The sequence below is a fragment of the Cyanobium sp. FACHB-13342 genome (assembly GCF_014697415.1).
GTDB lineage: Bacteria > Cyanobacteriota > Cyanobacteriia > PCC-6307 > Cyanobiaceae > Cyanobium_A.
In genome coordinates, this window is sequence record NZ_JACJRT010000008.1 from 32183 (window position 1) to 44596 (window position 12414).

A 12414-nucleotide genomic window follows, 5' to 3' on the forward strand; every position below is an offset into this window, starting at 1 on the left:
TCCAGCATGCCGGCGGGCGAGTTTGATGGGGGCACCGTTTCCTGTTGCCCCGTCGTCATGGAGGTGCGCTTCCGCGAATTCAACCCCTTCAACTGCTGGATCTGGATGCGCTTCCCCCACCCGGTTGGGGCGGGTGAGCGGGGGTACCTGGAAACCACCTTTGACAGCTGGTTTTTCCTCGGCAAGCTGGGCGGCTTCAACGCCGAAAATCTCCAGGCCCATGAGGAGGGGGCGGAGCTGGGCTGGATTGCCTACAACCACGACAGTGCGGCGGCGGCCCTGCCGGCCCTGATGCACAACATGGGCCCGATGGAATACCAGGACAACTGGGCCCGCTGCTGGGTGGACCTGGGTACCAGTGATGCCTTTGCCCTCGATGTGCTGATCAATGCCCTCGGGCAGCTCAACAACGACGTGCTCGAACTGGAGGAGCTGCTGATCGGCGGGCTCAACGACGACTGGCCGATCGAAGACCAGCCCGAGGCGATGTTTGCCGGTCTCGATGGCCTCGACTCGGGCGACCCCGAGGACGACTAGGCCCCCGGTGGTGCGGGAACTACGGCGGCTGTTGATTCCTCCCGGGCGGCTGGCGGCGAGCGGTGGGGCGCTGCCGCTGGAGCGGCAGGAGGCCCACTACCTGGGCCGGGTGCTGCGGCTGCGGCCCGGCGATCGCTTTGCCGTGGTGGATGGGGTGGGTCAGCTCTGGAGCGCGGTCCTGCGTCAGGCCGATCGGGCCGAGCTCGAGCAGCCCCTGGCGGCCCCGCTGGAGCAGGCGCCGGCGCCAGCTCCGCCCCTGGAGCTGGCGGTGGCCCTGCCACGCCGTGATGGGGACGTGCTGCTGCGGATGGTGGTTGAACTGGGGATCGATCGGTTCACGCCGCTGCAGGCCGAGCGCAGCGTCGGGCCTGAACCCCTCAAGCCGGAGCGTGGGGCCACCATCCTGCGGGAGGCGCTGGAGCAGTGCGAGCGCCTGTGGCAGCCCCAGCTGGCCGCGGCCGAGCAAGCCCTGGCGCTTTTGGCGAAAACGCCGCCGTCTGGCCCGGGGCGGGGTCTGCTGGCCACCACCCGCCGCAGCGGCACTCCCCTGCTGCTGGAGGCGCTGGCCAACCTGGCTGCCGATCCGGAGCGCCTGCGGGCCGGCGTCACCGTGGCCATCGGGCCTGAGGGCGGCTGGAGTCCGGCGGAGGAGGCCCTGGCCCTGGAGCACGGCTGGCAGCCCGTGAGCCTGGGGGCAACGATTCTCCGTTCCAGCACGGCCGCGGTCACCGCCGCGGCACTGCTCAGCCATTGGCGTGAACAGTTGGCGTGAGCTGTTGGCGTGAGCAGTTGGCTGGGTAGGGGGCTAGGTGCTTGGCGGCGTTGCTGGGGCCTGGGCGTTCAGTTGCGGAACATGCCTGAGGCCATCTCCTTGAAGCCGGCCAGGTTGGCGCCGGCCAGGCGGCGACGGCTGCGCAGGGCGTTGGCGGGGTTGAGGCAGTCGGGAGCGAAGGTGGCCAGGCTCGGGGGGGGCAGGGCCTCCTGGGCCGCCCGCAGTTCGGCGGCGATGGCCTCGGCGGTGGTGGGGCTGGCCGCTGCGTTGCCCGGCAGGGGCTGGGTGCTGGCTGCGGTCTCGACTGGCTTGGCGACGGCCGCCTTGGCCTCGCCTGGGTTGGAGGCGGTTGGCTTCGCGTCGGCCTTGGCCGGCTTGGCTTCGGCGATGGTCACCGTGGCCGGCGTGGCGCCCTCGCTGCCCAGGTCCAGAAAAAAGGAGGCCTTGCGGTTGAACACCATCACGGCAGCAGCGTCGTAAGGCGATTATCCGCTGCCCGCTTGCCCGGGCGGCTGGGCCGTCGCGCTGTGCAACACACTTTGATGGCGCCCCCGCACCGAATCAACCCGCCCATTCGTGCTCCTCTCCGCCCCGGTGCTCAGCCCTTCCGTGCTCACTGTTCCAGTGCTCTTCGCCCCTGACCTGGCCACCGCGACTGGTTTGGTGGCCCCCCAGACCTGGAGCCACTGGCTGGTGGCCCTGGCGCTCAACACCGTGCTGATCGCCCTGGCCCAGCGCCTGCCCCTGCTCACCCGGGCCGGCTGGGTGCATGCCGGTGCCCTTGGCAGCCTGCTGTGGGGCTGCCTGGGCCCCCGGGGGTGGCTGGCGGTGGTGCTGTACCTGGCCCTGGGATCTCTGGTCACCCGCCTGGGCTTTCGCACCAAGCAGGCCCGCGGCCTGGCGGAGGGCCGCGGCGGGGCCCGGGGGCCGGAGAACGTCTGGGGCTCGGCGGCAACGGGTGCCCTGCTGGCCATGGCCGCCGCCCTGGCGACACCCCCGCTCCACCCCTTGCTGCTGCTCGGCTTTGCCGCCAGTTTTGCCGCCAAATTGGCCGACACCTGTGGCAGTGAGATCGGCAAGCGCTGGGGACGCCACACGGTGCTGATCACCACCCTGCGGCCCGTGCCGCCGGGGACGGAAGGGGCCATCAGCCTGGAAGGCACCGCCGCCAGCCTGGTGGGCAGTGCCCTGATGGCGGCTCTGATGGCGGGCCTTGGCCTGATCGCCGGCCGTGACGCCTGGCTGCTGGTGACCCTGGTGGGCCTGGGGGCCACGCTGATCGAAAGCCTGATCGGCGCCAGTGCCCAGCAGCGCTGGCCCTGGCTCAGCAACGAGCTGGTGAACGGCCTTCAGACGGCGATTGCCGCAGGGCTGGCGCTGCTGTTGGCGCCGTTGGTGCGGGTGGCCGTCTCCTGAAGCCAGACCAGCAGGGCCTCCCCCTGGCGCTGGGCCTGGCGGCTGGTGAGCTGTAGCTCCAGGGCCAGTTCGCTCCAGCTCAGCCCGTCGAACCAGTGTCCCTGCAGCAGCCGCTGCTCCAGCTGGCTGAGTTGGGTCAGCTGGGCGTGCAGCCAGCGGCAGCGACTGGGGTTCTGCTCCCGCTGGCCGGTTTCCGGTGCGGCCAGCTGGTCGAGCAGGCAGCCGCCTGCCTCGCCATCACCCTCGCTGAGGGGCGCATCCAGGCTGCGCACCTGCAGGGCCCGCTGCACCGCAGCGGCCTCGTCCAGCTGGGCTGGGCGGCAACCGAGAGCGTCTGCCAGGGCCGCCGGCGCCAGGGGGTCCAGCCCCTGGCTGCGGCGCTGCTCCTGCAGGCGGCGGGCCCGTTGCTGCAGTTCCCGCAGCCGCCGGGGGGTGTGCAGGGGCTGGCCGTGGTCGCGCACGTCGTGGAGCATGGCGCCCCGGATGTAGGGCACGGCAAAGCTGCTGAAGTTGCAGCCCTGGCGCAGGTCGAAGGCCTCCACGGCCCGGATCAGGCCCAGGCTCCCTGCCGACACCAGCTCGTCGAAGGGCTGGCCGCTGTGCTGGCTCTGGCGCTGGGCCACCATCCGCACCAGGGCGAGGTTGTGCTCCACCAGGGCATTGCGCCACCACAGGCGGGTGGCGGCATCGGGGCTGGCCGCCATGGCCTCGAGCCAGCTGCGGTTGCGGGTATGCAGCTGGGAGGGGCCCAGATCATCGCCGCCGTGCTGGGGCGGGCAGGGGCTGGCGGAGCGGCGCAGGGGGGCGTGGGGCATGGGGATGAAACGTCGGTGTTTTCACCGTCGCCGCGGCATCCCCCCGGCCCGTTCCCCTCGCCGAGGGATTGGCTGTCACCCGAATGGGGGATGGGCCTGGCTCCCGCCTTGCCCTCAGGCCATCAGGGGGGTTTGGCCGTGCAGGGGCTGGAGATCGGCCCAGGCCAGCAGGGCCGGCCAGTCGCGCACCCGTTGGTACACCTGGCGGTGTCCCTCGCTGTTGAGGTGCAGGCCATCGCTGCTGAGCCACTGGGGCCAGTCGGGGTCGGCAAGCAATCCCTCCAGCAGCGGCAGGAACGGCACATCGGCCTCCAGGCAGGCCTCCTCCAACAGGCCTTCGTAGCGGCGGATGTCGGTCTGGGAATACCAGAGCACCTCCGCATAGGGCATGGCGGCCTCATCCACCGGCGTGAGGCCGATCACGTGCACCGGGGCTATGGTTCGGGCCTGGCGCAGCAGCTGCTGCAGGCCGAACAGAAAGCCATCGGCATCCAGCTGGGGCCGGCCATCGGCGCGCCCCACCCGGGCGGAGTCGTTGATCCCTACGCCCAGGAGAATCCCCTGGGGCAGCTGGCGGCGCAGCTCGCCCCGGCAGCCCACTTCGGCGCCCAGGCGTGCGGCCAGCCGTTCCAGTCCGTCACCGCGGACGCCGAGGTTGTAGAGCACCGGGCCGCCGGGCAGGTCCATCCAGTGGCGTCGCAACCGCTCACACCAGCCCCCCTCCAGCGGGTCGCCCCAGCCGAACACACCGCTATCGCCAAGTGCCACCAGCTTCCTGGGGATGGCCATCACCATGGGGGGTCTCCAGCAGCCACAGCCGTGCGCGGTCGCTCAGATCTTCCCCCAGCAAGGTCAACAGCGCATAGGCCAGCACCAAAGCCAGCAGCTGGTCCCCGGCAAAGGAACTGAGGGCTTCCAGCAGCTGGCTGCCCAGGCCCGTGGCCCCCACCAGCCCCACCACCACCGATTCCCGCAGGATCACATCGGCGCGGTAGGCGCCATAGGCCAGGTAGGGACGGGCCAGGCCGCTGAAGCGGCCGTAGAGCAGGGCCAGCCGCGGCCCGGTGCCGGCGGCCACCAGGGCCTGCTGCTGGGCCACTCCACTGGTCTCTGACGCCTCCAGCAGCAGGCGGCCCAGGATGCCGAGGTTGTGGAAGCCCAGGGCCAGGGCGCCGGTGAGTACGCCCGGCTGCAGCACAAACAGCAGCAGCAGGGCTGTCAGCGGTGGTGGCCAGAGCCGGCCCAGGGCCCACAGCCCCCGCACCAGCCAGCCCCCCGCGGGCCAGGGCTGCACCAGCAGCAGCAACAGGGGGGCCAGGCCCACGGCCAGGGCTGCGGCGATCAGGGTGAGCAGCAGGGTGTTGCCGATCAGCAGCGGCCAGGGCAGGGCAGCCACTGCGCTCCAGTCGGCAGGGCCCAGGGGGGGGAGCCCCTGCCACTGCAACAGGGCGGCGGGCCGCACGTCCAGGGCCCAGGCCACGGCCCCCAGCAGGGGCAGCAGCACCAGGCCCGCTCCCACCATTTCCCGCCCCTGCCCTCCCACGGCCCGCTGGCGCAGCCCCAACCGGGCCGGCATGGCCCAGCGCCGCCGTAGCCAGCCCAGCAGGGCCTCCAGCAGCAGCATCACCGCCAGCAGCAGCCAGAGGCCGGTCCAAAGCTCAGGGAAGGCCAGCGACTGCAGGGTGAGGCGCAGTTCCGTGCCCAGGCCCCCCAGGCCGAACACGCCCAGCAGGGTGGCACTGCGCAGGGCACATTCGAGCCGGTAGCCGCTGTAGCTGATCACCTGGGGCAGCAGCGGCGGGCCCAGGGCCGTGAGCAGGGCCGCCGGCGCCGCGGCCCCGCCACAGCGCAGGGCCTCCAGGTTGGCGGTGGGCAGGGCATCAAGTAGGTCGCTGACGACCCGGGCCACCAGGGCCCCGAAGGGAATGGCGATTGCCACCACCGCCACCGCCGGTTGCAGCCCCACCAGCTGGAGCAGCAGCAGGCCCCAGAGCAGCTCGTGAATCGAGCGGGGCAGGGCCAGCAGGCGGCGGATCCAGCCGGCCGGGCCGGCGCTGCCGGTGCAGGTGCGCCACACCACCCGGGAGCTGGCGATGCCGAGCACCACGCCCAGGGCCAGGCTGCCGGCCCAGCCCAGCAGGGCAATGCCCGCCGTGATGCCCAGCCCCCCCAGCACCGACCCCAGCACCAGCGGATCGAGGGAGGGCCGCAGGGCGGCGGCGGCGAACTGCCCCACCAGCTCCCAGCCACCGCCGTGGCTGATCCCCGGCAGCAGGGCCAGCACGGGCAGCAGCACGAGGGCGGGCAGCAGCACCCACAGGGGGGCGGCGGGCTTCATGGCTCCTCGCTGCCGGCGTAGAGCTCCTCAAGCTGGGCCGGCTGGAGGCTGGCGCTCGGCTGGTCGAAGACCAGGCGCCCGGCCCGCAGCCCCACGACCCGATCGAACCCCGCCAGCAGATCGGGGCGGTGCAGGCTGAGCAGCAGGGCCCGCGGGGGACTGGCCAGCTCCAGCAGCAGGGCCAGCAGGTCGGCGGCCAGGCGGGGATCCAGGCTGGCCAGGGGCTCATCGGCCAGCAGCAGCTGGGGCTCCTGGCGCAGCAGGCGGGCCAGGGCCACCCGTTGCCGCTGGCCGCCCGAGAGGGCGGACACCGGCTGGTTGAGCAGCGCTGGATCGAGGTCCAGCCGCTGCAGCACGGCCCCACAGGCGGTGGTGTCGAGGGGCAGCAGCAGATTCAGCAGGGCCCGCGGCCAGCCCCATGCCGCCAGGCGGGCGGCGTTGAGGTTCTGTTGCACGGTGAGCTCCTCGATCAGGCGCAGGTCCTGCCAGAGGGTGCCGATGCGGGCCTGTTGGCGGCGGCGCGCCCGGGTTCCGCGGGCCCTGGGTTCCCCCAGCCACAGCACCTGGCCTTGATCAGGCTCCAGCAGGCCATTGGCCACCGCCAGCAGGGTGCTTTTGCCGGCGCCGCTGGGACCCAGCAGGGCCAGCCGTTCGCCGGGTTCGAGCCTCAGGCTCACCCGATCGAGGCGCGGCTGGCCGCGCCCCCGCACGGTGATGTCCTGGAGGGTCAGCAGGGAAGTCAAGGGCAGGTTCTGGGCAAGTCCCGGGCTGGACCGCAACCACCCATCCTGCCCTTTGGGATGGCGGTAGGTCGGCGCTGCCTGCTGATCCCCTGGGCCGGTCCTCAGGCTGAGGTGAGCCGGTAGACGATCAACGCCAGGATCAGCGCCACCAGGGACACCTCCACCAGATCGGGGCCGCGGGGGTTCATGGCCGTCTCTAGGGGCGCCGCCGTTCGAGGCTGGCGGCCGAGGGCAGGGCCAGGGCCAGAACCAGCACGGGGATCTCAATCAGCAACTGGCCGTTCCCAAAGGTGATGAAGGCCAGATCCAGACAGGCAATGGAGCGCAGGAACAGCGACCAGGCCTCATCGCCCTCGTTGCTGGCCCGGGTCCAGATCACCAGGCCGGCGAGCAGCAGCACCAGATCGATCAACCAGACCACGACGCTGATGGGCCGGAGTGTGCTGATTCTGAAGGGTGTGGGGCCTGAGCGGCCCCGTTTTGTCAGCGGATCTTGCCGATCTGGCGTCCAACCTGCTCGATCTTTTTGTATTCACCCGCTTTCACACTGGTGAATTGCTGGGCACCGAACAGCTCGAGGATGCGCTTCTGCTCGGCGTCGCTGGGGCGCCAGCTCACAATTGCGGCGCGCAACTTGGCCGTGAAGCCCTTGCCGAAGCGCTGATCCAGGTTGGGTTGGCCGAGCCAGAGGTAGTCGGGGTAGCTGGGGGTGCGCCAGATCTGCGTCACCTTGCTGCGGTTGGCCTTGCCGCTGCGCAGGCTGCTCTTCCACACCTGTTCGTTCACGGCGCCGGCGTCGTAGGCACCGCTCTGCACCAGCGCGATGGTGGCGTCGTGGCTGCCGCTGAAGCCCGGGGCGCCACCGGCGAAGTCGCCCAGCTTGACGCCCGCCTGGCTGAGGAAGTATTGGGGCATCAGCCGGCCGGAGGTGGAGCTCTCCGAGCCGAAGGTGAATCGCTTGCCCTTCAACACCGCCAGCCCCTTCTGGTTCTGGATCGGCTTGAGACCGCTGCGGGTGTTGGCGATGAACACGCTGTAGAACTGGGCGTCGATGTCCCGCTGGGCGATCATCTGCGCCCCGGGTTTCTGCAGGCTGGCCTGCACGCCGGTGAGGCCGCCGAACCACACCAGATCGAGATTGCCGGTGCGGAAGGCACTGACGGCGGCGGCGTAATCGGTGACGGGCACGTAGCTCACCTTCACGCCGAGCTGGCGGCCCAGCTCATCGGCCACCAGGCCGTAGAGGCGGTTGAGTTTTTCCGGGTTCTGGTCGGGAATGGCCCCGATGCGCAGCACCGTCTTGGATTGGGCTGGCTTGGCTTGGGCTGGCTTGGGCTGGGTTGTCTGTTGCGCCAGGCCGGGCGGCACCAGGCCCCCATTCTGGGCTGGGAGGACCGCCGGCAGCAGGGTGAGGCAGAGCCCCGCCAGCGCGGCGGTCCAACGTTCTCGAGCAGGCATGGCGGTGGGTCGCGCGGGGTGGGTTTGGGTTTCTAGAGGGTGGCCAGGAAGCGCTGGAGGCGCTCGAGACCGTTTTCGATGGTGACAGGTCCGGCGGCGCAGGACAGGCGGATGCAACGGTCGTCGCCGAAGGCCACACCGGGCACCACCGCCAGCCCCACCTCATCGAGCAGGCGGTTGCACAGGGTCATCGAATCAAGGCCATAGGCACTCACATCGGGGAAGGCGTAGAAGGCCCCCTCCGGAGGCAGCAGCTTCAGCCGATCGATTGCCATCAGCCCAGCGGTGAGCAGGCTGCGGCGTTCATCAAACTGGGCCGCCATCGCCCGCACACAGTCGCGGGAGGCGCTGATCGCGGCCAGGGCACCGAACTGGGCAAAGCTGCAGACGTTGCTGGTGCTCTGGCTTTGCAGGGCACTGGCGGCGGCCACCACGGAGCGGGGGCCCGCTAGCCAGCCGATGCGCCAGCCGGTCATGGCCCAGCCCTTGGCAAAGCCATTCACTGTGAAAATGCGATCGGCCAGGTCCGGGGCCACGGCCGCAAAGCTGTGGTGGGTGTGGCCGGGGGCCAGCAGGAACTCGTAGATCTCATCGCACACCACCGCCACCTGGGGGTGGCGGCGCAGTACGGCTGCGATCGCCTCCAGTTCGGGCCGGCCCAACACCATGCCGGTGGGGTTGCCGGGACTGTTCAGCACCAGCAGCTTGCTGGCCGGGGTGATGGCAGCTTCCAGAGCGGCGGGATCCAGCCGGAATCCCTGGGCCGCCGAGCTGGGCAGCAGGGTCACCGCAGCACCGGCCAGCTTGGCGATCTCGGGATAGCTCAGCCAGTAGGGAGCGGGCAGCAGCAGCTCGTCGCCGGGCTCGAGCAGCACCTGGAACAGGTTGTACAGGGCCTGTTTGCCGCCGTTGGTCACCAACACCTGGTCGGCGGCGGTGGGGACCTGGTTTTCCTGGCTCAGTTTCGCGGCGATGGCGTCCCGCAGCGCCGGCTCGCCAGCGGCGGGTCCGTAGCGGGTATGGCCGGCCTCGAGGGCCGCGGCGGCGGCCTGGCGGATGAAGGCCGGGGTGTCGAAGTCCGGTTCGCCGGCGCTGAGGCTGCAGATGTCGTGGCCGTCGGCCTTGAGGGCCTTGGCCCGCGCGGCGATGGCCAGGGTGAGGGAGGGTTGCAGGGCCTGGGCCCGAGCAGACAGAGAAGGGGTGGCGGTGGGTGCGGCGATCATCCCTCCTGTGTCCGGCATCGGGACGCGCGGCATCAGCACTGGAAACCATCCTGCCGCACCGATTTCCCGCGTACGGTTCAAGCCGGCACGAAACGGCCAACCAGTCACACCTTGATGGCTCCGCGCCGATGGCCCGCCCGCCTGCCCCGTCCGCTTCCCTGCAACAGCTGGCCCTGGCCTGCGCCGACTGCCGCCGTTGCGGGCTGGCCGAGGGCCGCCAGCAGGTGGTGGTGGCTCGCGGCAATCCTGAGGCCAGGCTGATGGTGATCGGCGAGGCTCCCGGAGCCCAGGAAGACGCGGAGGGCCTCCCCTTTGTGGGCCGCTCTGGCCGCCTGCTGGATCAGCTGCTGGCCGCGGCCGGTCTGGATCCTGCGGCGGACGTCTACATCTGCAATGGGGTGAAGTGCCGGCCCCCCAACAACCGCAAACCCACGGCCGGGGAGATGGCCGCCTGCCGCCCCTGGCTGGAGCAGCAGATTGCTGTGGTGGATCCCCCGCTGGTCGTGCTGCTCGGGGCCACGGCCCTTGAGGCGGTGCTGGGGATCCGGGGAGGCATCACCCAGCGGCGGGGCCAGTGGCTCAGCAGCCCGGTGGAGTGGCTGCGGGGCCGGCGGCTGATGCCGGTGCTCCATCCCTCTTACCTGTTGCGCTTTCCCACCCCGGCCGAGGGCTCTCCCCGGGCCCTCACCGCCGCCGACTTCTGGGAGGTGCGGCGAGCCCTGACGGCGCTCTGAGGGGGGCAAGACCGTTCAGGCGTGACACGGCGTTTCAAGCGAGCCAAGGTGGGGGATTCAGCCCGGGCCCATGACCGAATCCGTTGGAGCCAGCTCGGGTCAAGCCAGCTCGCCATCCCCGTGTCGGATCGCCTTCAGCCACGCTTTCTCGGAGCTGCTGGTGGTGCAGAGCGTCCGGGCCCATGCCGACCGGCGTGCCAACGAGGTGGGTGGCGTGGCGCTGATCCATGGCACCACCCGGAACGGCGATCTGGCCCACCAGTTGGCGGAGGTGTCGGCCTGGATTGATGCGGGCGTGGCGGCGATCGTGACCATGCCGATCGATGGGGCCGCGCTCCAGCCGCTGATGGCCCGGGCCCAGGCCAAGGGCATCCGCTTTCTCAGCTACGCCTTCCCCCTGGAGGGAAGTGATGGGGAAGCGGGCTTCGATGCGGTGCTCTCGGGCCGCCAGTGCGGGGCCGCTGCCGCCGCCTTCATCGCCGAACATGTTCCGCAAGGGGGGGCGAAGGCCCTGGTGGGGGCCCTGGCGGCCGCCCCCCTGTTCGCCCCGCGCTGGCTCGAGCCGATCCGCGCGATCGAGGCCGCCGGAGGACAGATCGTGGCCCTTGGCGACGGAGCCACGGTGGAGATCGGTCGCCGCCAGGCCGAGGAGGCGCTGCGGGAGCACCCCGACCTGGCGATCGTGGTCGGCATCAACGACGAGTATGCGGTGGGGGCGGCCCAGGCCTTTGAAGCGGCGGGCAAGGATCCGTCCCGCTCGTTTGTATGCGGTCAGGACGGGGCACCGGAGGGGCTGCGTGAGATCGCCCGGGGCCTGCACTACAAGGGGTCGGCGGCGATCCTGTTCGACCAGCTCGGCGCCGCGATCGTGGATCAATCCCTCCGCGCCATTGCGGGCCAGCCCGCTGCGATCCGCATCCCGTCTGAATACGTGTCTCTGGCGGATCCCGATCGCCTCCACCAGCTGCTCTCGGCATTCGCCACCCTTGGCGGCTGAGCGGCGGTCGCCAGTTCAGCGGTGGCTGTGACAGGCTTTCCCCACCTTCCGGCCCCGATTCATGACCGGCACCCTGGCCCGCCCAGACGCCTCCTCTCCCGACCGGGCCACAGCCTCCGCAGCCGACTGGGCCAGCGACCCCCGCTTCGACACCCAGATCCACCGCCGCAAGACCCGCAGCGTGCGGGTGGGCAACATCTGGGTGGGCAGCGACCACCCGGTGGTGGTGCAGTCGATGATCAACGAGGACACCCTCGACATCGCCGGAGCCACCGCCGGCATCCGCCGCCTGCACGAGGCCGGCTGCGAGATCGTGCGGCTCACGGTGCCCTCCCTGGCCCATGCCAAGGCCGTCAAGGAGATCCGCCAGCGCCTGGAAGACAGCTACCAGCCGGTGCCGCTGGTGGCGGACGTGCACCACAACGGCATGAAGATTGCCCTGGAGGTGGCCCAGCACGTCGACAAGGTGCGGATCAACCCGGGGCTGTTCGTGTTCGACAAGCCCGATCCCAACCGCACCGAGTTCAGTGCCGAGGAGATCGCCGCCATTGGCGAGCGCATCACCGAGACCTTTGAGCCCCTGGTGAGCCTGCTCAAGGAGCAGGACAAGGCCCTGCGCATCGGCGTCAACCACGGCTCACTCGCCGAGCGGATGCTGTTCAGCTACGGCGACACGCCGCTGGGCATGGTGGAAAGTGCCCTCGAGTTCATCCGCATCTGCGACCGGCTCGATTTCCACAACATCGTGGTGTCGATGAAGGCCTCGCGGGCACCCGTGATGATGGCCGCCTACCGGATGATGGCGGCCCGCATGGATGCGGAGGGCTTCCACTACCCCCTCCACCTGGGTGTCACCGAAGCCGGCGATGGCGACTACGGCCGCATCAAGAGCACGGCCGGCATCGCCCCCCTGCTGGCCGAAGGGTTGGGCGACACGATCCGGGTCTCGCTCACCGAGGCCCCGGAGAAGGAAATCCCTGTCTGCTACTCGATCCTGCAGGCCCTGGGGCTGCGCAAGACAATGGTGGAATACGTGGCCTGCCCCAGCTGCGGCCGCACCCTGTTCAACCTGGAGGAGGTGTTGCACAAGGTGCGCAATGCCACCGCCCACCTCACCGGTCTCGACATCGCCGTGATGGGTTGCATCGTCAATGGCCCCGGCGAGATGGCCGATGCCGACTACGGCTATGTGGGCAAGACCCCCGGCACCATCTCCCTCTACCGCGGCCGCGACGAGATCCGTCGGGTGCCTGAGGCGGAAGGGGTGGAAGCCCTGATTGCCCTGATTCAGGAGGATGGCCGCTGGGTCGACCCCTGAGCCCCCGTTGTCATCCGGTTACCCGCCCCGGTTGGGGCGGGATAACGGCGCTAGCTTGAGACC

The 12414-nt window shown here is 70.5% G+C and carries 14 protein-coding genes; 6 read left to right on the forward strand and 8 right to left on the reverse strand.

Going from position 1 to position 12414, the window contains the following annotated elements:
• The first annotated feature begins 57 nt into the window (after positions 1-57).
• Together H6G16_RS05560 and H6G16_RS05565 are read left to right on the forward strand one after the other, a co-directional pair.
• Positions 58-537 (forward strand): DUF3531 family protein, encoded by a 480-nt coding sequence (locus tag H6G16_RS05560; protein ID WP_190389721.1) that lies wholly within the window; start codon positions 58-60, stop codon positions 535-537.
• 7 nt (positions 538-544) lie between these two features.
• Positions 545-1309 (forward strand): 16S rRNA (uracil(1498)-N(3))-methyltransferase, encoded by a 765-nt coding sequence (locus H6G16_RS05565; RefSeq protein WP_347238803.1) that lies wholly within the window; start codon positions 545-547, stop codon positions 1307-1309.
• A gap of 68 nt (positions 1310-1377) precedes the next feature.
• Here H6G16_RS05565 and H6G16_RS05570 read toward each other — a convergent pair whose 3' ends face one another.
• A complete protein-coding gene (locus H6G16_RS05570; protein ID WP_190389329.1) occupies positions 1378-1770 on the reverse strand; it encodes a hypothetical protein in 393 nt (130 codons plus the stop codon).
• 199 nt (positions 1771-1969) lie between these two features.
• Between H6G16_RS05570 and H6G16_RS05575 the strand changes: the two genes are divergently transcribed.
• A complete protein-coding gene (locus H6G16_RS05575) occupies positions 1970-2725 on the forward strand; it encodes a DUF92 domain-containing protein (RefSeq protein ID WP_190389723.1) in 756 nt (251 codons plus the stop codon).
• Here the strand turns inward: H6G16_RS05575 and H6G16_RS05580 are convergent.
• From H6G16_RS05580 to H6G16_RS05610, 7 genes are all read right to left on the reverse strand, one after another.
• A complete protein-coding gene (locus H6G16_RS05580) occupies positions 2659-3540 on the reverse strand; it encodes a sigma-70 family RNA polymerase sigma factor (RefSeq protein ID WP_190389330.1) in 882 nt (293 codons plus the stop codon). The genes H6G16_RS05575 and H6G16_RS05580 overlap by 67 nt on opposite strands.
• Positions 3541-3654: 114 nt before the next feature.
• A complete protein-coding gene (locus H6G16_RS05585) occupies positions 3655-4335 on the reverse strand; it encodes a GDSL-type esterase/lipase family protein (RefSeq protein WP_190389331.1) in 681 nt (226 codons plus the stop codon).
• Positions 4292-5878 carry a phosphonate ABC transporter gene (locus H6G16_RS05590; RefSeq protein ID WP_190389332.1) on the reverse strand — a complete coding sequence of 529 codons (1587 nt, stop codon included), beginning with the start codon at positions 5876-5878 and terminating at the stop codon, positions 4292-4294. The genes H6G16_RS05585 and H6G16_RS05590 overlap by 44 nt, the downstream gene beginning before the upstream one ends.
• Positions 5875-6621, reverse strand: a complete 747-nt coding sequence (locus tag H6G16_RS05595; RefSeq protein ID WP_190389333.1) for an ATP-binding cassette domain-containing protein — start codon at positions 6619-6621, stop codon at positions 5875-5877. The genes H6G16_RS05590 and H6G16_RS05595 overlap by 4 nt, the downstream gene beginning before the upstream one ends.
• Positions 6622-6817: 196 nt before the next feature.
• Positions 6818-7042 carry a hypothetical protein gene (locus tag H6G16_RS05600; RefSeq protein ID WP_190389334.1) on the reverse strand — a complete coding sequence of 75 codons (225 nt, stop codon included), beginning with the start codon at positions 7040-7042 and terminating at the stop codon, positions 6818-6820.
• 62 nt (positions 7043-7104) lie between these two features.
• Positions 7105-8079, reverse strand: a complete 975-nt coding sequence (locus tag H6G16_RS05605) for a putative selenate ABC transporter substrate-binding protein (protein ID WP_190389335.1) — start codon at positions 8077-8079, stop codon at positions 7105-7107.
• Between the two features lie 32 nt (positions 8080-8111).
• The gene (locus H6G16_RS05610; RefSeq protein WP_242036220.1) at positions 8112-9320 is read right to left on the reverse strand and encodes a pyridoxal phosphate-dependent aminotransferase; all 1209 of its coding nucleotides are present in this window, start codon (positions 9318-9320) and stop codon (positions 8112-8114) included.
• Positions 9321-9430: 110 nt separating this feature from the next.
• Between H6G16_RS05610 and H6G16_RS05615 the strand changes: the two genes are divergently transcribed.
• From H6G16_RS05615 to ispG, 3 genes are all read left to right on the forward strand, one after another.
• On the forward strand, positions 9431-10036 hold the full coding sequence (locus H6G16_RS05615; protein WP_190389336.1) for a uracil-DNA glycosylase: 606 nt from the start codon (positions 9431-9433) through the stop codon (positions 10034-10036).
• A gap of 70 nt (positions 10037-10106) precedes the next feature.
• On the forward strand, positions 10107-11033 hold the full coding sequence (locus tag H6G16_RS05620) for a sugar ABC transporter substrate-binding protein (RefSeq protein ID WP_190389337.1): 927 nt from the start codon (positions 10107-10109) through the stop codon (positions 11031-11033).
• A 61-nt stretch (positions 11034-11094) separates the two neighbouring features.
• Positions 11095-12351 (forward strand): (E)-4-hydroxy-3-methylbut-2-enyl-diphosphate synthase, encoded by a 1257-nt coding sequence (ispG, locus tag H6G16_RS05625; RefSeq protein ID WP_242036221.1) that lies wholly within the window; start codon positions 11095-11097, stop codon positions 12349-12351.
• Positions 12352-12414: the final 63 nt, after the last annotated feature.

Coding starts and splice junctions, on each gene's coding strand:
- H6G16_RS05585 (WP_190389331.1), bottom strand. CDS start 4,335: ATGGTGATGGCCATCCCCAGGAAGCTGGTGGCACTTGGCGATAGCGGT.
- H6G16_RS05590 (WP_190389332.1), bottom strand. CDS start 5,878: ATGAAGCCCGCCGCCCCCCTGTGGGTGCTGCTGCCCGCCCTCGTGCTG.
- H6G16_RS05570 (WP_190389329.1), bottom strand. CDS start 1,770: ATGGTGTTCAACCGCAAGGCCTCCTTTTTTCTGGACCTGGGCAGCGAG.
- H6G16_RS05605 (WP_190389335.1), bottom strand. CDS start 8,079: ATGCCTGCTCGAGAACGTTGGACCGCCGCGCTGGCGGGGCTCTGCCTC.
- H6G16_RS05560 (WP_190389721.1), top strand. CDS start 58: ATGGAGGTGCGCTTCCGCGAATTCAACCCCTTCAACTGCTGGATCTGG.
- H6G16_RS05610 (WP_242036220.1), bottom strand. CDS start 9,320: ATGCCGGACACAGGAGGGATGATCGCCGCACCCACCGCCACCCCTTCT.
- H6G16_RS05615 (WP_190389336.1), top strand. CDS start 9,431: ATGGCCCGCCCGCCTGCCCCGTCCGCTTCCCTGCAACAGCTGGCCCTG.
- ispG (WP_242036221.1), top strand. CDS start 11,095: ATGACCGGCACCCTGGCCCGCCCAGACGCCTCCTCTCCCGACCGGGCC.
- H6G16_RS05580 (WP_190389330.1), bottom strand. CDS start 3,540: ATGCCCCACGCCCCCCTGCGCCGCTCCGCCAGCCCCTGCCCGCCCCAG.
- H6G16_RS05620 (WP_190389337.1), top strand. CDS start 10,107: ATGACCGAATCCGTTGGAGCCAGCTCGGGTCAAGCCAGCTCGCCATCC.